This is a genomic window from Roseobacter sp. HKCCD6576-2, from assembly GCF_013179285.1.
In the GTDB taxonomy this organism is placed as follows: domain Bacteria; phylum Pseudomonadota; class Alphaproteobacteria; order Rhodobacterales; family Rhodobacteraceae; genus Rhodophyticola; species Rhodophyticola oceani.
In genome coordinates, this window is record NZ_WVNW01000004.1 from 244,764 (window position 1) to 262,879 (window position 18,116).

At 60.7% G+C, this 18,116-nt stretch carries 20 protein-coding genes; 10 read left to right on the top strand and 10 right to left on the bottom strand.

Going from position 1 to position 18,116, the window contains the following annotated elements:
- Nucleotides 1-31 precede the first annotated feature (31 nt).
- Nucleotides 32-520, bottom strand: a complete 489-nt coding sequence (locus tag GTF44_RS15985) for a GNAT family N-acetyltransferase (RefSeq protein WP_171560033.1) — start codon at nt 518-520, stop codon at nt 32-34.
- Nucleotides 521-937: 417 nt separating this feature from the next.
- On the opposite strand from GTF44_RS15985, the gene GTF44_RS15990 reads away from it, so the two are divergent.
- Together GTF44_RS15990 and GTF44_RS15995 are read left to right on the top strand one after the other, a co-directional pair.
- Complete coding sequence (locus GTF44_RS15990; protein WP_171560031.1) at nt 938-1,495, top strand: ActR/PrrA/RegA family redox response regulator transcription factor; 558 nt, start codon at nt 938-940, stop codon at nt 1,493-1,495.
- Nucleotides 1,495-2,004 (top strand): hypothetical protein, encoded by a 510-nt coding sequence (locus GTF44_RS15995; protein ID WP_171560030.1) that lies wholly within the window; start codon nt 1,495-1,497, stop codon nt 2,002-2,004. The genes GTF44_RS15990 and GTF44_RS15995 overlap by 1 nt, the downstream gene beginning before the upstream one ends.
- Here GTF44_RS15995 and GTF44_RS16000 read toward each other — a convergent pair.
- From GTF44_RS16000 to GTF44_RS16015, 4 genes are all read right to left on the bottom strand, one after another.
- Nucleotides 2,001-2,900, bottom strand: a complete 900-nt coding sequence (locus GTF44_RS16000; protein ID WP_171560028.1) for a LysR family transcriptional regulator — start codon at nt 2,898-2,900, stop codon at nt 2,001-2,003. The two genes, GTF44_RS15995 and GTF44_RS16000, sit on opposite strands and share 4 nt — an antisense overlap.
- 285 nt (nt 2,901-3,185) lie before the next feature.
- On the bottom strand, nt 3,186-3,683 hold the full coding sequence (locus GTF44_RS16005; RefSeq protein WP_171560026.1) for a GNAT family N-acetyltransferase: 498 nt from the start codon (nt 3,681-3,683) through the stop codon (nt 3,186-3,188).
- Nucleotides 3,680-4,276 carry an HD family hydrolase gene (locus tag GTF44_RS16010; RefSeq protein WP_171560025.1) on the bottom strand — a complete coding sequence of 199 codons (597 nt, stop codon included), beginning with the start codon at nt 4,274-4,276 and terminating at the stop codon, nt 3,680-3,682. The genes GTF44_RS16005 and GTF44_RS16010 overlap by 4 nt, the downstream gene beginning before the upstream one ends.
- Nucleotides 4,277-4,593: 317 nt before the next feature.
- The gene (locus GTF44_RS16015) at nt 4,594-5,079 is read right to left on the bottom strand and encodes a DUF417 family protein (RefSeq protein WP_171560023.1); all 486 of its coding nucleotides are present in this window, start codon (nt 5,077-5,079) and stop codon (nt 4,594-4,596) included.
- A gap of 155 nt (nt 5,080-5,234) precedes the next feature.
- Here GTF44_RS16015 and GTF44_RS16020 point away from each other — a divergent pair, with 155 nt between their 5' ends.
- Nucleotides 5,235-5,801, top strand: a complete 567-nt coding sequence (locus GTF44_RS16020; RefSeq protein WP_171560022.1) for a TetR/AcrR family transcriptional regulator — start codon at nt 5,235-5,237, stop codon at nt 5,799-5,801.
- Here the strand turns inward: GTF44_RS16020 and adhP are convergent.
- Nucleotides 5,791-6,819: an alcohol dehydrogenase AdhP gene (gene adhP / locus GTF44_RS16025; RefSeq protein WP_367383384.1), complete on the bottom strand. Its 1,029-nt coding sequence runs from the start codon at nt 6,817-6,819 to the stop codon at nt 5,791-5,793. The two genes, GTF44_RS16020 and adhP, sit on opposite strands and share 11 nt — an antisense overlap.
- Before the next feature lie 167 nt (nt 6,820-6,986).
- Here adhP and ahcY point away from each other — a divergent pair, with 167 nt between their 5' ends.
- Both ahcY and GTF44_RS16035 read left to right on the top strand, forming a co-directional pair.
- Nucleotides 6,987-8,378: an adenosylhomocysteinase gene (gene ahcY / locus GTF44_RS16030; protein WP_145214158.1), complete on the top strand. Its 1,392-nt coding sequence runs from the start codon at nt 6,987-6,989 to the stop codon at nt 8,376-8,378.
- Between the two features lie 349 nt (nt 8,379-8,727).
- Entirely contained in the window at nt 8,728-9,438 is a 711-nt protein-coding gene (locus GTF44_RS16035; protein ID WP_171560021.1) for an extensin family protein, read from the top strand.
- Here the strand turns inward: GTF44_RS16035 and GTF44_RS16040 are convergent.
- Entirely contained in the window at nt 9,435-10,034 is a 600-nt protein-coding gene (locus GTF44_RS16040; RefSeq protein WP_253261224.1) for an HD domain-containing protein, read from the bottom strand. The genes GTF44_RS16035 and GTF44_RS16040 overlap by 4 nt on opposite strands.
- 415 nt (nt 10,035-10,449) lie before the next feature.
- Here GTF44_RS16040 and GTF44_RS16045 point away from each other — a divergent pair, with 415 nt between their 5' ends.
- Entirely contained in the window at nt 10,450-10,791 is a 342-nt protein-coding gene (locus GTF44_RS16045) for a DUF2853 family protein (protein ID WP_145214152.1), read from the top strand.
- Nucleotides 10,792-11,107: 316 nt separating this feature from the next.
- Nucleotides 11,108-11,980, top strand: coding sequence for a carbohydrate ABC transporter permease (locus GTF44_RS16050; RefSeq protein WP_253261223.1), 873 nt, complete (start codon nt 11,108-11,110; stop codon nt 11,978-11,980).
- 12 nt (nt 11,981-11,992) lie between these two features.
- Here the strand turns inward: GTF44_RS16050 and GTF44_RS16055 are convergent, their stop codons facing one another.
- From GTF44_RS16055 to tsaD, 3 genes are read right to left on the bottom strand one after another with little or no spacing between them, the layout of a single operon-like run.
- On the bottom strand, nt 11,993-12,412 hold the full coding sequence (locus GTF44_RS16055; protein ID WP_171560020.1) for an EVE domain-containing protein: 420 nt from the start codon (nt 12,410-12,412) through the stop codon (nt 11,993-11,995).
- Between the two features lie 5 nt (nt 12,413-12,417).
- Nucleotides 12,418-13,365, bottom strand: a complete 948-nt coding sequence (locus GTF44_RS16060) for an NAD(P)H-dependent glycerol-3-phosphate dehydrogenase (RefSeq protein ID WP_171560019.1) — start codon at nt 13,363-13,365, stop codon at nt 12,418-12,420.
- On the bottom strand, nt 13,362-14,441 hold the full coding sequence (gene tsaD / locus GTF44_RS16065) for a tRNA (adenosine(37)-N6)-threonylcarbamoyltransferase complex transferase subunit TsaD (RefSeq protein ID WP_171560018.1): 1,080 nt from the start codon (nt 14,439-14,441) through the stop codon (nt 13,362-13,364). The genes GTF44_RS16060 and tsaD overlap by 4 nt, the downstream gene beginning before the upstream one ends.
- A gap of 48 nt (nt 14,442-14,489) precedes the next feature.
- On the opposite strand from tsaD, the gene GTF44_RS16070 reads away from it, so the two are divergent.
- The 3 genes from GTF44_RS16070 (at nt 14,490) to GTF44_RS16080 (ending at nt 18,092) form a co-directional block, all read left to right on the top strand.
- Nucleotides 14,490-15,194 carry a uroporphyrinogen-III synthase gene (locus tag GTF44_RS16070; protein ID WP_171560017.1) on the top strand — a complete coding sequence of 235 codons (705 nt, stop codon included), beginning with the start codon at nt 14,490-14,492 and terminating at the stop codon, nt 15,192-15,194.
- Nucleotides 15,195-15,293: 99 nt separating this feature from the next.
- Nucleotides 15,294-16,559: a hypothetical protein gene (locus tag GTF44_RS16075; protein ID WP_171560015.1), complete on the top strand. Its 1,266-nt coding sequence runs from the start codon at nt 15,294-15,296 to the stop codon at nt 16,557-16,559.
- A gap of 12 nt (nt 16,560-16,571) precedes the next feature.
- A complete protein-coding gene (locus GTF44_RS16080; RefSeq protein WP_171560014.1) occupies nt 16,572-18,092 on the top strand; it encodes a heme biosynthesis protein HemY in 1,521 nt (506 codons plus the stop codon).
- Nucleotides 18,093-18,116: the final 24 nt, after the last annotated feature.

Genomic DNA, 18,116 nt, shown 5'->3' on the forward strand with positions numbered 1-18,116 from the left:
AAGTGGTCTGACAGAGTCTACTCCTACTCTGTCAGCCTTCTGAGGTGCCGCCTACTTTGCGTTTCAACGTCAGACCGCGTGCCGCAAAACCTTCATTTCCTATGAGCTGTCCCTCAACCCGCTTATCTACCGCGAACCCCTCGGATTCATAGAGTTTGAGGGCGGGGGCATTGCCCTCTAAAAGATCGATTTGCATCTCGCCCGGCGCATTGGCCGCAGCATGCTGAACCAAGGCCCGCCCAAGACCGCGCCGATAAAATGACGGTTCAACATACAGCCAAGTCAGCTCATCTTCGCCAAACGCAACAAACCCTCGAACGACCCCCTCCATCTCGGCGACAGACAGCTTGTCATCAAACAACCCTTCATTCTCATAAGTGTCTTCCAAGCTTAGGAACGCGTCCTCACCGACGCTAAGCCGTAATTCGTCAAGCCGGGCGGCATCATGGATCTCGCAGAGCCTTGGCCAGTCGGCCTTTTCATAGGGCCGTATTCTGATTTCGCGCGACACGCCACTCATCTTATCGGTCCCCTTTAATCGCCATATCGGCCGTCGTTTGACATGTCAGGATTGGGTCGGTTTGTCCCATGGATTTGGCCGCCACAATAAGCGTTTCGAGATCGGATATGGGAGGGAAATCCAAGAATATGAACCTGCAAAACGATCGCCTCTTAGTGGCCGTGACACAACGACATCTGACACGCGTCCTTGACGAGAAAACCGGGATCGAGACCCTGTTCAGCGCGATGCTTCAGATCGCATAGGTGCGAGGGCGTACAGGCCATAAGTCGGTATCTCCCAGATTTGGTTGTTCCTGAACCATTACCTCGCTTGGAACCGGGGAAACTCCACGGCCATATCGCAACGGTCAAAATTGACCTCTCCCTGTAACTAAGTCTAAGAAGGCTGAATTGTTGCAGAACCGGAGGATGGCGCATGTTCCAGGAACGGACGCTACGTGATATCGGGCCAGATAAATCCCTGCTTCTCGTGGATGACGACGAGCCGTTTCTGCGACGACTGCAGCGCGCCATGGAGAAACGTGGTTTCGAGGTGGAGGCCGCTGGCTCAGTTGCTGCAGGCACCGCAATTGCCACTGCCCGCCCGCCCGCCTATGCCGTAATCGATCTGCGCCTGGAAGATGGCAACGGCCTCGACGTGGTCGAGACCTTACGCGAAAAACGCCCCGATAGCCGGATTGTAGTCCTAACAGGCTATGGCGCGATTGCGACCGCCGTTGCCGCAGTTAAAATCGGGGCAACGGACTATCTCTCAAAACCCGCAGACGCCAATGACATCACCGCCGCGCTTCTGGCCGCCGAGGAAGAAATGCCGCCGCCGCCGGAAAACCCAATGTCGGCTGACAGGGTCCGGTGGGAGCATATCCAGCGGGTCTATGAACTCTGTGACCGCAACGTTTCCGAGACGGCGCGGCGACTGAATATGCACCGGCGGACACTCCAACGTATCTTGGCGAAACGCTCCCCACGCTGATGCGTCGCGCGCTTGTGGTTGCACTCCTTCTGACGGGTTGCGTATCGGCCGAACCACCGGTTGAGCCGACCTCACTCGCACCTATCCCCTTTACCTTGGACGCAGGCGGTATCCAGCCCGCGGGCACCGATCTGCGCATCGATTTTGGTCGGGCGCAGGCGGGCGTGATTGAGACCGTCGACCGGTTACAGGGGGGCGCGTTGATAGAGGTCGCGACTCAAGGGAACTGCGGCGCTGGGCCGGTGACCGCCGCACAGTGGGCGGATGGGCTGGTGCTCAACTTCCAAGACGGTGATTTCCGGGGATGGGTCGCCACCGACGCCGGCGGACCCCTCGTTACAAACACCGGTCTCGCTATCGGCACGCTTCGGTCAGATATCCCCGCCGCCGTCTTCACCGAAACATCGCTCGGTACCGAGTTTCAAACTGCCGGGGTTTTTGGCTTGCTGGATGACAGCGGGGATCAAGTCGCTTTTCTCTGGTCGGGCCTGACCTGCTTCTTCCGCTAGCACTCCGCCGCGCAGGTGATCAGCCAATCAGTGAACACCTTCACCCGTGCCGGGACCGGACCAGGCGAGCGAATAAGATAATAGCCGAGCTCGGCATCGCATTGCTCCAAAAGCAGCACCAACCGCCCCTCTTCCACGTCCCGCTCAATCACCGCATGGGGTTGCATGCTGACCCCTGCGCCCGCGCGACAGGCCGCCAGCACCAGGGTATTGCCCGCCAGCCGCGTGCCCGTCAGATCGTCTTGGTTCAATCCCTGCGCGGACAACCATGACGAGAACTCTCCATACCCCTCGTCGATCACCCAGGGCAGCGTGGTCAACATCTGCGCCGCGCCTGGCGCCGTCGCGGCATAATCTTCGGGCAATTGCGCGGCCAGGGCAGGATGCGCGACGACCGCCGTGTTCGCCGAGGTTAGAAATCGCGCCTCGACGCCCGGCCACACGCCACGCCCATAGCGGATGCTCAGATGATGCCCGGCCCGGCGCAGATCCTGCAGCCGATCGTCAGGATGGATCGTCAGTGGAATATCCGGGCAGCCTGACCAAAACCCCGATAGACGTGGCATGAGCCAGTTCTCAGCAAATGTCTGCGTCGTGGTCAGCGAAATCGGGCCATCACCCCGTGCTTCCGTCAGGGTCCTGACCCCTGCTGCAATCTCGGCAAAGCCATTCGCCAAGTCATTGGCCAAACGGCGACCGGCATGCGTCGGCACCATCCGGCGGCCTTCCCGGTCCATGAGCGACTGGTCGAAATGGGTCTCAAGCGCGCGCACATGCTGCGCGATCGCCGCATGGGTAACGTTCAGGCTCTGCGCCGCGGCTGAATAACTTTCCAACCGAGCTGCCGCCTCAAACGCGCGGAGCGCCGAGAGCGAAGGGATGTCGCGCCAATCCAAACTGTTACCTCAGCTTACACATTGTAGATATTGCTGACTCGCGTGCCGGGGTCAAGAGCGACTAGGTTGAGAGCAGATCACAGAACAGGAGATATCCAATGTTCCGCGCCCCCTCGAACCGAAGAAACGCCAATAAAATTTGGGACGCTCCAAGTTATTGGTCTCGTATGGAAACCACGCCCGCGCCGCGGTTTCCGGTGAAGGGTCACAACCGGCGTCTCCTCCGGCGGTGGCTGCGAGATACAGGTATCCTGTAATCTTGCTTACACTTGGCAGCGTTGGGGATCAGCGCAGATCATAGCGTTTTAGGCGCTTGTCCACCACGCTGCCATCTTTTAGCCGAATGCCAATGATCGTGTTGTAGTCTTCGAAGCCTCGGCTTTGATAATAGGTCAACCCACTCTCATTATCGGCCCGGATATTGGCATTGATCCAACCATATCCCAGATCGCGCGCCGCGATCTCGGTCGCCTGAAACAGCCGCGATCCGATACCCAATCCATGGCTTTTCGGCGTTACAAATGTCGCGATTTCGGCGGCGTCTTGCGGCAGGTAATCAGCCGGCTCAATCCATTGAAACCCCAAGATGCGCCCGGTCTCTCCTTCGGCCACGTGCCACGCACTTTGGCTGGCGTCTCGCGCCATCCATTCCGCGAGGTCTTGGCTCATCACCGGCTCGGTATGGGCAGTTGTGCCGCCAATTGCGATGATCTGATTGAGCAAGTCCGCCATGCCCCGCGCATCAAGTGCATGTGCGGCACGAATGTGAATCTCCTGGGTCATAGCCCGGCCAAAAGCGCCGCATGGCGGGTGGTAAACTCCGCCCGTACTTCGGCAGGCGGGCGCAGGCGTAGTGTCAGCCCGTCGATCACATCTTGCTTCGGTCGGCCAAAGAACTTATCGGCCTCCGCCTCCGCAAAGCCAGCCAATTGCGTCGCCTCCAGCCAAGCCGAGATTCTGTCGGCCCGCTTGATTTTCGCCTTCACGGTTTTCGGTATTGCCGCCGGGAGGCCAAACCGCAAATGGATCGCCGCACTCAGACGTTCATCCAGCGCGCCATAGCCAGGCCCAACTGCCGCTTTCACGGGCGAGATCATGTCACCGATCACATATTCCGGGGCATCATGGAGCAGGGCCGCCAGACACCATTTCACCGGCGCATCAGACGCAATGCGACGAAAGATTTCTTCGACAAGAAGGGAGTGCTCTGCGACCGAATACGGATAGTCCCCTGCCGTTTGCCCGTTCCAGCGCGCGACAAACGCAAGGCCATGGGCGATGTCCTCAATCTCGATATCGACGGGTGTTGGGTCCAGCAGGTCTAACCTGCGACCCGACAACATGCGCTGCCAGGCACGGGGAGGCTGTTTCGGCATTGTTTGGTCCGGCGGTTGCTGTTCCCGATAGGGATAGGCGGCAGAAGCGCAAAGAACAACGGGCGACTGAACGGAAGAATTTTCTAGGCATGTAACGGGTTTTGCGCTTACGCTTTTCCTTCAACGTGCAATTTTAGGGAGAATTTCAATGTCCAAAGACGGCGGAAAAGACGGCAAAGGCCCCGGCACCACCCCGGGTGGTGGCAAAGGGGACGAAAAGGGCGGCAAAGGTAAGTAAGCCGATTTGTTAGGTTCTTATGTTCAGAAAGGGCCGCGTTCCGTGACGCGGCCCTTTTTGTATGCGGCAGTCTGTACGATCAGTCAGCCGAGGCACTCAGGGCATTGCCTAGGGCAAAGACCGACGCCGCCAGCAATACAACATCTTTGAGCAGGAACTGCCCCGGCACGACCGAGATCGCCAAGCGGCCATGCTCTGGCAGAAACACGCCGGGCGTCGAGACGAAGAAGCTGAGCGTCAGCACGAATGTGGCGATCGCCCCGAGTGCCCCGATCACGGCCAGTTTCGGCGCGAAGAACCGTGCGGCAAGCAACGCGGCGATGATCAGTTCCACAGTGCCGATCAGACCTGAGACAGCAGTTTCTGACCAGGCGGCATAGGTCCAGCCCAGAAACGGCGAGTTTTCGGCCAGTCCGCGGATGGCGGCGGCCTCATATGCGGTGAATTTCATACCCCCGAACCAGAGAAAGACGAGGATCAGCCCCGCAAAAATCGCTTTGCCGGCGAGGTCGGTGATCTGTGCGCCCAAATCGGCCCGGGCGCCTGTTGCGATGAGTGTGGTCATGGTGTGGTTCCTTTTGACATATTTCGTTGGTGTTCTGGGTGGCTGCCTCGGCGGAGTTGCCAACCGCTGCGGCCTGGGATAAAAGTTACGGACCGTTCGGTTAACAATAATTACGGACCAATCGGTAACATACCTGTGACCGTGAGGAGACCGCAATGGCCCGCCCCCGCGCCTTTGACCCAAAAGAAGCCCTGGATCAGATACTGTCGCAGTTCTGGGCGGGCGGATATCACGCCACCTCGCTCCAGGATCTGGAGCGGGTGACCGGATTGAAGAAACAGTCGCTCTATAGAGAATTCGGCAACAAAGACGCGATGTTCGCAGCGGCGCTCGGCCTCTACGGAGATCGGGAAATGGCGGTGATTTCAGAGATACTGCAGTCGCAGGACACCCCGCAGGCCCGGATCAGCGCCCTCTTCGACGCCATCCTCGCCCCGGTTCACCATGGCGACAGGCGCGGGTGTTTCTTGTGCAACACGGCGATTGAGCACGCCCCGGATGATCCGGAGGTGCAGGCATATACGGCGGCAGGAATCGCAGCGACCAAGGAGTTGTTTGCCCAAGCGCTGAGCCTGACGCCGAATGCGGAAGCAAAAACGGAGGCCGACGCCCGTCGCCTCACGTCAGGCTATTTCGGGATTCGCGTCATGGTGCGCGGCGGCGTGCCTCTGCCAGAGCTTCAGGCCACGGCAGAGGCATTGGTTGCCGGGATCAAATCTTGAGCACGATCCGCCCGTCGATGTGACCCGCGCGCATCCGATCAAAGATCGCGTTGATATTCTCCAACTTGTCCCAAGCGAAATGCGACGCGACTTTTCCTTCGGCAGCAAACTCCAGTGACTCGCGCAGATCGTTCCGCGTCCCGACGATTGAGCCGCGCACAGTGATCCGTTTCAGGACGATCTCAAAGATTGGCAGCGGGAAATCGCCTGGCGGGAGACCGACCAGAGACATGAACCCACCCCGACGCAGCATGCCAACAGCCTGGCTGAAGGCGCTATTTGAGACAGCGGTGACGAGCACACCACGGACGCCCCCCATCTGGCTTTGCAACTCGCCCACCGGGTCATCATCCACCGCGTTGAAGGTCAGATCGGCCCCCAAATCGCGCGCCAGTTTCAGCTTATCCTCGGCAATATCGACGGCCACCACATGCAGCCCCATCGCCTTGGCATATTGCACCGCCATATGACCAAGCCCGCCAATACCTGAGATTGCCACCCAATCGCCCGGCTTCACCTCCAACTCCTTTAAGCCCTTGTAAACCGTGACCCCGGCGCAGAGCACGGGCGCAGCCGGGCCGAACTCCAGGCCAGACGGGATGAGACCGACATAATTCGCATCCGCCCGGACAAACTCAGCATACCCGCCATCGACAGAATAGCCGGTCATCTGCTGGCTCTCGCACAGCGTTTCCCAACCGCCTACGCAGTGTTCACAGCGCCCGCAAGCGGTATGCAGCCATGGCGCCCCGATGCGATCGCCTTCCTTCAGATGGGTAACGCCTGCCCCGACAGCAGCCACCTCGCCCACACCCTCATGCCCCGGCACAAAGGGCGCGGTCGGCTTCACCGGCCAATCCCCTTCGGCCGCATGCAAATCGGTATGGCAAACACCAGAGGCATGCACCCGCATCAACACTTGGCCGGGTCCAACCTCTGGCACCGGCAGTTCGCGGATTTCCAACGGTTGACCAAGGGCAGGGACCACAGCGGCTTTCATCGTTTTGGGCAGGGACACAGGCGTTCTCCTATAAGTTGCGCTTAGACGCAGATTACAGGTTCTAGTTGTCAGCTGTTTGACACGGATCAAAGCGGAGGGTTTTCCACCCCAGTCTCGGCATTGCCGCGCCCCGGGCCGCCTGCTATGTGCGCGGCAAAGCTGATATGCCCGAAGGAGGCGAGGACGTGACCGACTATATCGTCAAAGATATTGCCCTGGCCGAGTATGGCCGCAAAGAGCTAGATATTGCAGAAACCGAAATGCCAGGCCTGATGGCGCTCCGCGAGGAATATGGCGACAGCAAACCGCTCAAAGGCGCGCGGATCGCAGGCTCGCTGCATATGACGATTCAGACCGCAGTTCTGATCGAAACGCTGGTGGCCCTTGGTGCCGATGTCCGGTGGGCATCATGCAACATCTTCTCCACGCAAGATCATGCCGCCGCCGCAATTGCCGCCGCTGGCGTTCCGGTCTTCGCGATCAAAGGCGAGACGCTGGAAGAATACTGGGATTACGCCGACAAAATCTTCCATTTCGAAGAGGGCGGCTGCAACATGATCCTCGACGATGGCGGCGACGCGACGCTGTACATCTTGATGGGCGCCCGCGTTGAAGAAGGTGAGGAAGACCTCATCGCCGTCCCCACCAGCGACGAAGAGGTCGCGCTGTTCGACCAAATCCGCAAGCGGATCAAGGAAAGCCCGGGCTGGTTCGTGAAGCAGCGTCACATGATCCAAGGCGTGACCGAAGAGACCACGACCGGCGTGCATCGCCTCTATCAGATGATGGAAAAAGGCCACCTGCCCTTCCCAGCGATCAACGTAAATGACAGCGTCACCAAATCGAAATTCGACAATAAATACGGCTGCAAGGAATCGCTCGTCGACGGCATCCGCCGCGCCACCGATACGATGATGGCCGGCAAGGTTGCGGTCGTGTGCGGCTATGGCGATGTGGGCAAAGGCTCCGCAGCATCGCTGCGCGGCGCGGGCGCTCGGGTGAAAGTGACGGAAGTCGACCCAATCTGCGCGCTGCAAGCCGCGATGGACGGGTTCGAAGTCGTCGTTCTAGAAGATGAACTGCCAAATGCGGATATCTTCATCACCACCACTGGCAACAAAGACGTCATCCGTATCGAGCATATGCGCGAGATGAAGGACATGGCGATCGTCGGCAATATCGGCCATTTCGACAACGAGATTCAGGTCGCGGCGCTGAAGAATCACAAATGGACCAACATCAAAGAGCAAGTGGACATGATCGAGATGCCCTCGGGCAACCGTCTGATCCTGCTCTCCGAGGGCCGTCTGTTGAACCTCGGCAATGCCACCGGCCACCCGTCCTTCGTGATGTCGGCGAGCTTCACCAACCAAGTTCTGGCGCAGATCGAGCTCTTCACCAAGGGCGAGGAGTATCAAAACGAGGTCTATGTTCTGCCGAAGGTGCTCGACGAGAAAGTCGCGCGTCTGCATCTGAAAAAGATCGGCGTGAAACTGACCGAGCTTGCCAAAGAACAGGCCGACTATATCGGTGTCGCTCAAGAAGGGCCGTTTAAACCCGAGCATTACCGCTACTGATTGCTGACAGAGAACAAGTAAGGCTGGCCCTCGAGCCGGCCTTATTTGCACATGACCGTGTTGAGCCCATCTAATCACTCGGACACCATCGGCGGACATCACATCGATACTCGCGTGTGGTCCCGTTTTCTGACGACAGATGAGCAACGAAACGCGCGTCACCCAGGCCGCGGCATGATCCCGAAACCCTGAGGAGTCTGGTGCTGCCTCGCAGCTTGGCTTGTTCGGAGCAGATATGAAGCCACGATCCGGTTTGCGGCAAAGCCTTTCGCCAAACCGCGTGATATACCGCGCATCGTAATGCCCAGTTTTGGCAAAACTCCCGATAGACTCTCGGAGAAAGGAACCAATGCGGCGGATCGGACGGGTCTTGGTGTCTTTGCTCTGGCTGACCTTGCTTGGCGCGGGCGGTCTGTGGTTGATGACCGATCCGCGCAGCCCTCTGCCGGATGCCTGGAATCCGATTACGCCTTTGGATGTCTCAGCGCCGCCATCATGGCTCACGCCGGTGAAACTCCGCGCGGCGCTGGCAACCTCTGAGACATGTATCGCGGCGCTCGAAGGACATGCTGAGTTTCAGCATCTCGACCCGCTCCACGACAGTGACCAGTGTTATATCGACCCTCGGCTGCGTGTGTCATCCGTTGGATCGGTGGCGCTTGAGCCGCTGGAGACCACCTGCGCCGTCGCGCTCCGACTGGCGATGTGGGAGCGGCACACACTCCGCGCGGCAGAAGGAACGCTTGGGCAAGAAGTCACTGCGCTGCGCCATCAGTCGAGCTATAATTGCCGCCGTATTCGAACCCCATCGGGCGATGGTCGGCGGATGAGCAGCCATGCTACCGCCGAGGCGATAGACATTCGTGGGGTGGTTTTGGCAAATGGGCAGCGGCTCGATCTGCTCGAAAATTGGCAAGGAGAGAGCACAGAGGCGCAGTTTTTCCGCGCCTTGCGGGATGGAGCCTGTCGCTGGTTCGTGACCGTGCTCGGGCCGGAGTTCAATCGGCTTCACGCCGACCATTTCCATTTTCAATCAACGGGCTGGGGAGCCTGTCGCTAAGCGGTCAGAGCCGAAACATACCCCTCGCAGATCACATCCGGATCATAGGCTTTCCGCGCAAAGACCTCGCGCACCAACGGCTCGAAATGCGCAAGTGGCATCGGCTCATAACCCGGATCGAAACTCGACTGATCCCAACGCTCGCAGAACGTCGCGCAGCTCTCGAAACAGGGATGGTCTTTGAACCGCTCCCGGGCATTCCGATCCCAGCCATAATGATGCGCGTAATAGAGCATCTGGAAAATCCCGTGATGCTCGACGACCCAGGCCACGTCCCACCGAACGAAAGGCCGGATCACTTCCGCCGAAAACCGGTCATGGTTCTGGGGCGCCAGCCCGTCGCCAATGTCATGCAGAAGCGCGCCGACGATCCAATCGAGATCGGCCCCGTCGCGTTCGGCTCGGGTCGCGGCTTGCAGCCCGTGATCCAGCCGGGTGATCTTGTAGCCTTCGAGCGACACCTCCCCCTGGCGACGAAGCTCATCCAGCACACGATCAGCCGTTAGCGCCAAGTAGGGTTTCTCCAACTCTTCCAGCAGCGCGTAATCCTCAGCCGTGCCATCTTTCATCTGGGTGAAGCTGACTGTTTTGCTCATTTGCTGTCTCCGACGGCATAAAACCCGATATCTTGCGCGGGGCCTGCGGACAAAATCGTCGCTTGGGCCGCCAGCACCTCATCATACAGACCCAACGAGGCAGGGTCTAACAATGTCGATGGGGCAGCATATTGATCCGGCTTTTCTCTGCATCCCGCCACCACGCCAACATCGTATAATCCCGCGCCATACTGGCTTGGCGCAGCTCAGGTGTGACAGAGCGGATTGCCACACCAATGCATCGTCTTCTCCCCATGCGACGCACAATAGGGCGCATTCCGCGCCATATCCGAAGGCGGATTCGCGCAGGGCTGATGTGTGCGTTCGCCATTTCCCCTTTCTTTTTTTAGCACTTCGCGCCACTCTCCGCCCGCCAAAAGGGGGAACCCCCAACCACAACAACAGGGAGTATGTGATGGGCAAGAGAGACGATTTGATCGCCGTCTATGCGGACGATCTGCGCAACAAATGCGGCATGACGCCGGATATGGATCTTTTGACGAAAGTGACGATCGGCTGCGGTCCGGCGATTTATGACGCTGATGCATCGACCGTCGCTGGCACGCAAGCAAGCGAGCTGGAGACCGTAAAGAACAATTTTCTGATCAAGAAACTCGGCCTCGCCGATAGCCCGGCTTTGATGGAGGCGATCAACAGCGTGATCGAAACCTATGGCAAGTCCGAGCGCAACAAATACCGCGCGGTGGTCTATTACATGCTGACCAAACATTTCGGCAAAGAGAGCGTTTACGCTTAAGCCTGACAAATCGGCAGAAATGCCAGAAGGCCCGCCCGTGCCGCGGGCCTTTTGCATATCTTGGTTCGCAGATCATTTAGCTCAAATTCTCAAGGCAAATCCTTTGGGTCCGACATTGGAATCCGCTATCTATGCCTTGACGCCCAGCCAGTATGGCGGGCCCTCAAATTGAACACGTGCGGAGCGAGGTAAGCGCGTGGGTGTTGGAGGGTCCCGGGGGGTCGGGGCCCTCCATTCTTTTGCGGTTGTCTTAGCGTCCCTATTCTCCGACATTGACCAGACTTCAGATGAACGGCCCAGATGTGGGAACGGTCAGATGAACCCGCCCGACATCCGAGACCTGCCAAATCTGATCGCGACCTCTTTCATGCGAACCCGCCCTCTGGCCGACCATCTGATCCTAATCCTAGGCTGCGCCTTCATGATGGGGCCGGTGGCGCTTTTGGTGCTGGCGTCCTTGGATATGAGCGCGATCCTTGGGACCGGCATGCTGGAGCGCGGCTCCTGGGCCGCTGTGTTCGGACCGTATAACCAAGTGCTCTTTACCGAAGACCTGTTTGGGAATGGCGTCGACGGGACTGGCATGTTGATCAATTCGGTCATCGTCGCGGGTGGCATCGCGATCTTGAAAACCGGGCTTTCGCTACTGGCCGCCTTCGCGCTTGTCTGCTTCCGACTGCGCGGGGCCACGTTTCTCTTTGGGCTGATCCTTCTGCCGATGTTCTTCCCGATTGAAACACGCATCCTGCCGACATTCCTGGTGACGGATGATCTGGGTCTTTTGAACTCCTACAGTGGGATGATCCTCCCAATTGTGGCGACGGGGCTTGGTACCCTCGTATTCCGCCAGTTTTTGCGTCAGATTCCCGGCGAACTCTTTGAGGCCGCACAGCTGGACGGTGCGGGCCCGATCCGATTCCTGGTTGATATCTTGATCCCGCTTTCCCTGCCGATGATCGCCGCGCTCTTTGCGATGCTCTTCGTGCTCGGCTGGAACCAGTACCTTTGGCCGTTGATGATCAACACGACCGCTGAAGAGTATTATACAATTGTGCGCGGCATTCAGCGCGCGGGAACCGGCTCAAGCACCGGCATGGCCCTCGGTGTTTTGGCAATGCTGCCGCCGGTTGTGGTGATGCTGATCGCGCAGAGATGGATCTTGCGCGGTCTGGCTCAAGCGCTGCAATAAGCACGGCTCAGATCAGGACGGAACGCCCCCCATCTCGCAGATCACGGCCCATTCATCTGCGCTGACCGGTTGAACCGAAAGCCGCGAGTTTTTCACCAGAACCATATCGGCCAGGCGCGGATCGGCTTTGATCTGCTCCAATGTCACCGGGTTCGGCACAGCGGTCACCGCCTTGATGTCCACGCATTCCCAACGTTCGTCATCTGTCGTGCTGTCGGGATGCGCCTCAGCGATCACCTCAACCACGCCGACGATCTCTTTGTCCTTCTGCGAGTGATAGAAAAAGCCGCGATCCCCCATCTTCATCTCACGCATGAAATTGCGCGCTTGGTAGTTGCGGACCCCATCCCATTCTTCGCCTACATCGCCTTTCGCCACTTGTTGATCCCAGGACCAGGTGGAGGTTTCGGATTTGAACAGCCAATAGCGCATCGGGGTTACTCCGGTTTCAAAGGGCGGGTCAGCAACGTCTCGATGACAGCTTCCAGCGTTGCGGCCCCGCTGGCAAGGGCTGCGACCGCCTCGGCAATCGGTGTGTCGAGATCGGGCCGGGCGGCCAGTTCCTGCGCCGTCGCCAGACCTTCGACCGTGATCTTTGCGTCAAACCTCTCGCCCCGCGCCAGGGCCATGCCAAAGCGCATGTTGCGGGATTTCTCCGACGTACAGGTCAAAACCAGATCGCCAAGGCCGGAAAGCCCAGACAGCGTTGCATCCTCCGCCCCCGCCGCACTGGCCACCCGGCGCATCTCGGCAAAGCCCCGCGCCATCAACGCCGCGCGCGCGCTTTCACCCAAACCCGCGCCGATCACCGCGCCAGCCGCAATCGCGATCACGTTTTTCAGCGCCCCGCCAAGTTCGGCCCCAATCACATCGGTGCTGCGATACAGGCGGAGCGCCGGGGTGGACAGCGCCGCTTGCAGCGCAGCGCCGGTGGAATCGTCGGCACAAGCCAAGGTCAGCGCGGTCGGGAGCCCGCTGGCCAAATCTTGAGCGAAGCTTGGGCCAGTCAGCTGCGCAACCTGCGCCTCGGGCCGCGCCTGTGCGATCAATGCCGTCGGGCCAAGCCCCGTCGCGCGATGAATGCCTTTGGCGCAGGAGACGAGAGTCCGGACTCTCGCGGTGTCGCCCGCGAGAAAGTCATCAAGCTTCTGCGTTGGGATCGCGATGATCAGGATCTCGGCGGTGAGATCTTCCAAAGCCCCGGTCACACGAACCGTCTCTGGCAAGCTGTGTCCCGGCAAGCGCGCCGCGTTTTCGCGCGCCGTTTCAATCGCGGCCGCCCCTTGCCGAGCCCAAAGTGTCACCGGATGGCCGGCCCGGCCCAACGTGATCGCCAAAGCTGTGCCAAAGGCCCCTGCGCCCGCGATATCAACCGGTACAGTCATGCTTTTGCGCCTTTTTTACCTGAGCCGAGAAGTGCCGGGCGGCTTGTGTCGAGCGGCCAGCGTGGGCGCGCGGCAAGGTCCATGCCATCGCGGCGGCCTGCGCGATAGGCCTCCAACCCTGCATAGGCAATCATCGCCGCATTGTCGGTGCAAAGCGCCAGCGGTGGCGCGATGAAGGGCAGATTGGCCTCAGCGGCAACCGCCTCAAGCGCGGCGCGCAAGGTCTGGTTTGCGGCAACACCTCCGGCCACGGCAAAACCGGTGAGACCGGTTTGCCCCGCCAAAGCCCGACGCGACTTCTCGGCCAAGACATCGCGCACGGCGGCCTGAAACCCGGCACAGATATCCGCCCGATCTTGCACCGTTAGGCCGCCTGCCTCCGCCACAAGAGCATCGCGGGTGCGCAACACCGCGGTCTTCAGACCGGAAAAAGAAAGGTCGCACCCGGGCCGGTCCAACAGGGGGCGCGGCAGGGCGAACCGCTTTGTATCGCCGGCCTTCGCCTCGGCCTCCACCGCCGGGCCGCCAGGTTGCGACAGGCCAAGAATGCGAGCGATCTTGTCGAATGCCTCGCCCGGCGCGTCGTCAATCGTCCCGCCAAGCCTTGAGAAATTCTCCGGCCCGTCGACGCGCAAGAACTGGCAATGTCCGCCCGAGACCAGCAGCATCAGATATGGATACGCCAATCCATCGGTCAGCCGTGGGGTCAGCGCATGACCCGCCAAGTGATTGACCCCGATCAACGGCTTCCCAAGACCAAAGGCCAGCCCCTTGGCCGCCATCACCCCCGACAGCACCCCGCCAATCAGCCCTGGCCCGGCAGTGACGGCGATGGCGTCAATCTCGCTCAATGTAACGCCCGCCTCCGCCAGAGCTTGCTCCACCAGATGATCGAGCCGCTCCGCATGGGCGCGCGCCGCGATCTCGGGCACCACACCGCCAAAATCCGCATGCAGATCGGCCTGCCCCCAAACCACCGAGGCCATCACGCGCGGCGTACCATCGTCGCGCAGCACGGCTGCGGCCGTATCGTCGCAGCTGCTTTCCAGGCCAAGAAGGATGAGAGGCGTCGTCATGATCGGCTTCGTTGCTAGGGCGTGAGATCGCAGGTAACACTCGGGTCCATGCCTGACAATGCCGCCCCCTTGTTGCTTCTGACGCGCCCGACCCAGGTCGCCGAACGGTTTGCCGCCCGGTTTGACGGCCAGATCGAGGTGGTGATCGCCCCCTTGCAAGAGATCGTACCGCTTAAGGCGACGCTGAACTTGGCCGGTGTCGGTGCCTTGGCATTCACCTCGGGCCACGCTGTGGAGCGCTTTGCGACCCTGTCCGCCCGGCGCGACATGCTGGCGTTCTGCGTTGGAGATCGGACAGCCGAGGTCGCCCAAGACATCGGACTCGCCGCAAAATCGGCCGCAGGCACAGTGGATGATTTGGCGGCACTGATCTTGGCGACCGCTCCAAAGGGCGAAATCTTGCATCTGCACGGGCAGCATCTGCGCGGCGATCTGACAAGCGCGCTGCAACAGGGCGGCCTCGCTGCAAGAGGGCTGGCGGTCTATGCGCAGACGCCCTGCCCGACCCCCCCGGCGTTCATCGCAGCGATCACAAGCCCGCGCCCCATCATCGCGCCGCTTTTCTCACCCCGCAGCGCCGAGCTCTTTGCCCAAGCACTTGGTGAGACGCCGGTCGATAGGCTGGTCTTGCCCTGTCTCAGCCCCGCCATCCGCGCGGCCTTGCCAAGCCATTTGCAAGCCTTTGCCGACCCTGCCGCAACACCCGATGCCGAGGCATTGGCTGCGGCAATATCGAGACATATTTCCCCCTAGCGGCGCCTTGAGGGGCATGCGACCCTTGGCTAAGCTGACTCGGGTGCTCTGTCGGGCTCGACAATTAGACACGTGCTTTGCAATTGAAGGAATGGCGTGGTGGCAAGGAAGACCTCAAACCGCTCGGGCGGTAGCGATCAGACGGATGAGGATCAAAAAGACGCCGGTGCCGCCGACGATGTAACCACCGAGACGGAGCAGGCGGCCGCCGAAGACAGCGCCACCGCAGACGAACCGGGACAAGTCGAAGCTGCGCCGACCGAAGAGCCCCCCGAGGCCACGGAGGCATCCACCGACGATAGCGCCGAGTCAGGGCCGACACCCGAACCGGCGGCGGACCCTACGCCCGCGCCCCAGACGGTGATCGAACGGCGCGGGCCGGGATTCCTCCCGCTTGTCTTTGGCGGCGTGGTCGCGGCGGGAATCGGCTATGGCGCGGCCTATCTTGGCTACCTGCCCGTGCCGAGCGATGACACCGCGCTGGTGGCGCTGAGCGATGCGGTTGACGGGCAAGGCACTCAACTCGCCGCGCTCGACACCCGGGCCAGCGGGATCGAAGCCCAGATCGCGGGTTTGCCAGAGATCCCCGAGGTCGATTTCTCGCCGCTAGAAACGCAAATCGCTGATCTAAACGCGACGATGCAAGAAATGGCGACCCAAATCGCCGCATTGGAAGCGCGCCCGATCTTGTCTGGCGAGGGTACAGCTGATGAGGCCGCTATGGCTGCGGCAATGGCCGAGTTGCAGGCCAACCTCCAGGAACAGCAGACCGCCAATGCCGCGCTGGCGGAGCAAATCGCCGCTGCCGCTGCGGATGCCGAAGCCCGGATCGCCGCCGCCGAAGAACGCGCGCAATCGCGCGTCGGCACTGCCACCGCTCAAGCGGCCCTGAGCCAGCTCAGAATCTCTGTCGCGGCGGGGAACCCCTTTGCCGACGCGCTGAACGATGTGGCCGCAAATGCCGGGGTCGACGTACCAGATGGCCTCGCCGCCGCGGCGGAAACCGGCGTTCCGACCTTGGAAGAGCTGCAAGCAGGCTTTCCCGCTGTGGCCCGGGCGGCCCTTCCCGTCGCCCTTAGAGAGACCGCAGGGGACGACACAATGGGCCGCCTCGGCGCCTTTGTTCGTGGTCAAGTGGGCGGACGTTCCTTGGAACCGAGGGAGGGCCATGACCCCGATGCGATCCTCTCGCGCGCCGAGGCAGCCGTTGCAGCGGGCGACCTGACAAGCGCCCTTGGCGAGTTGGAGGCGCTGCCCGAACCCGCGCGCGACCAGATGGCCATCTGGATTACCGAGGCCCAGACCCGTCTTGCCGCAACCGAGGCGCTTGATGCGTTCTCCGCCGCGCTTGACGGCACGAATTGAGGAGCTGCGGCGATGTTATGGTCCCTGCTCAAAATCATCGTGTTCGTGGTTATCGTGGCCAGCCTGACGCTTGGCGCGGGATATCTGCTGGAACTGGGCGATCTGGTCCTGATCACAGTTGCTGGCCGGGAATATGCGCTGACCCCGCTGACGGCTGTTTTCGCGGCGCTGATCTTGCTGCTCGCCGTGTGGCTTGTTCTGCGCATTGCTGGATTTCTGGTCGCGACGTTGCGGTTCTTCAACGGCGACGAAACCGCGATTTCGCGTTATTTCAACCGTCGTGGAGAGCAAAAAGGCTATCAGGCGCTGGCCGATGGCATGCTGGCGTTGGCAGCCGGTGAAGGCCGTCTGGCAATCCGCAAAGCGCAGAGGGCGGAGGGGTATCTCCACCGGCCAGAGATTACCAATCTGATCGTCGCACAGGGCGCCGAAATGGTGGGCGACAGGGCCCTGGCCACGGATACCTTGAAAGAGCTTGTGCAAGACGATCGCACCCGGTTCGTTGGCGTACGCGGCTTGATGAAGCAGAAGCTCGACGCTGGCGATACCGATACGGCTTTGAAACTGGCTGAGAAGGCGCTGGCGCTGCGGCCTCAGCATGAGGAAGTGCAAGACACGCTGCTGCAACTGCAAGCGCAGGCCGAAGATTGGCGCGGGGCGCGCGCAACCCTGACCGCCAAGCTGCGCGCCGGCAATCTGCCACGTGACGTGCACAAACGCCGCGATGCCGTTCTGGCCTTGGCCCATGCCCGTGAGGCGCTGGCCGATGGCAAGATCGAGGAGGCCCGACGCGACGCCTCCGATGCCAACGGTAAATCACCCGATCTGGTGCCCGCCGCAGTCATGGCAGCCCGGATGGCGATTGACGAAGGCAAACCCCGCTTCGCGACCCGGATCATCCGCAAAGCCTGGGACGCCGCGCCACATCCCGACCTCGCAGCGGCCTTTGCCGCAATTGAGCCTGAGGAGACCTCATCGGAGCGGTTGAAACGATTCCGGGTCTTGCTGGCCCGTCATCCGGGCCATGCGGAAACGCGCCTCTTGGAGGCCGAATTACAAATCGCGGCTGAGGATTTCCCGAAAGCCCGCGCAGCATTGGGCGATCTGGCAGAGAGCCAGCCAAGTGCCCGCTCGCTGACCATTATGGCCGCGATTGAGCGCGGCGAAGGTGGTGAGGATCAACTGGTCCGCGCTTGGCTGGCTAAAGCCGTCACCGCCTCGCGCGGACCTCAATGGACCTGCTCCGCCTGCGGCCATGTGCATGGTGACTGGCAACCCATCTGCGGCCATTGCGATCGGTTCGATACGTTGAGCTGGGAAGAAGCGCCGCAAAGCGAGGCGGCCCTCTCGGGTCCAACACAGATGCTCCCCCTGATCGTTGGCGCGTTGGAAAACCAAAGCAGCGACACCGAGGTGACAAGCGAAGATATCAGCCAAGATGGCCCAACTGACCAGGACGCGCCAGACACTGACATCGTCGATATCGAGCCGACCAACGGGACCGAGACCGCGGACGTGCCGGCCCGAAATTAGGGCTACCCATTGCCGAACAAGCTT

Excerpts from the sequence above, each read along its gene's own strand:
- GTF44_RS15990 (WP_171560031.1), top strand. The coding sequence starts at position 938 with ATGTTCCAGGAACGGACGCTACGTGATATCGGGCCAGATAAATCCCTG.
- GTF44_RS15985 (WP_171560033.1), bottom strand. The coding sequence starts at position 520 with ATGAGTGGCGTGTCGCGCGAAATCAGAATACGGCCCTATGAAAAGGCC.
- GTF44_RS16060 (WP_171560019.1), bottom strand. The coding sequence starts at position 13,365 with ATGACTGTACCGGTTGATATCGCGGGCGCAGGGGCCTTTGGCACAGCT.
- GTF44_RS15995 (WP_171560030.1), top strand. The coding sequence starts at position 1,495 with ATGCGTCGCGCGCTTGTGGTTGCACTCCTTCTGACGGGTTGCGTATCG.
- GTF44_RS16055 (WP_171560020.1), bottom strand. The coding sequence starts at position 12,412 with ATGCGCTATTGGCTGTTCAAATCCGAAACCTCCACCTGGTCCTGGGAT.
- GTF44_RS16050 (WP_253261223.1), top strand. The coding sequence starts at position 11,108 with ATGAACCCGCCCGACATCCGAGACCTGCCAAATCTGATCGCGACCTCT.
- GTF44_RS16035 (WP_171560021.1), top strand. The coding sequence starts at position 8,728 with ATGCGGCGGATCGGACGGGTCTTGGTGTCTTTGCTCTGGCTGACCTTG.
- GTF44_RS16010 (WP_171560025.1), bottom strand. The coding sequence starts at position 4,276 with ATGCCGAAACAGCCTCCCCGTGCCTGGCAGCGCATGTTGTCGGGTCGC.
- GTF44_RS16015 (WP_171560023.1), bottom strand. The coding sequence starts at position 5,079 with ATGACCACACTCATCGCAACAGGCGCCCGGGCCGATTTGGGCGCACAG.
- GTF44_RS16005 (WP_171560026.1), bottom strand. The coding sequence starts at position 3,683 with ATGACCCAGGAGATTCACATTCGTGCCGCACATGCACTTGATGCGCGG.
- GTF44_RS16045 (WP_145214152.1), top strand. The coding sequence starts at position 10,450 with ATGGGCAAGAGAGACGATTTGATCGCCGTCTATGCGGACGATCTGCGC.
- GTF44_RS16070 (WP_171560017.1), top strand. The coding sequence starts at position 14,490 with ATGCCTGACAATGCCGCCCCCTTGTTGCTTCTGACGCGCCCGACCCAG.
- GTF44_RS16080 (WP_171560014.1), top strand. The coding sequence starts at position 16,572 with ATGTTATGGTCCCTGCTCAAAATCATCGTGTTCGTGGTTATCGTGGCC.
- GTF44_RS16040 (WP_253261224.1), bottom strand. The coding sequence starts at position 10,034 with ATGAGCAAAACAGTCAGCTTCACCCAGATGAAAGATGGCACGGCTGAG.
- tsaD (WP_171560018.1), bottom strand. The coding sequence starts at position 14,441 with ATGACGACGCCTCTCATCCTTCTTGGCCTGGAAAGCAGCTGCGACGAT.
- GTF44_RS16020 (WP_171560022.1), top strand. The coding sequence starts at position 5,235 with ATGGCCCGCCCCCGCGCCTTTGACCCAAAAGAAGCCCTGGATCAGATA.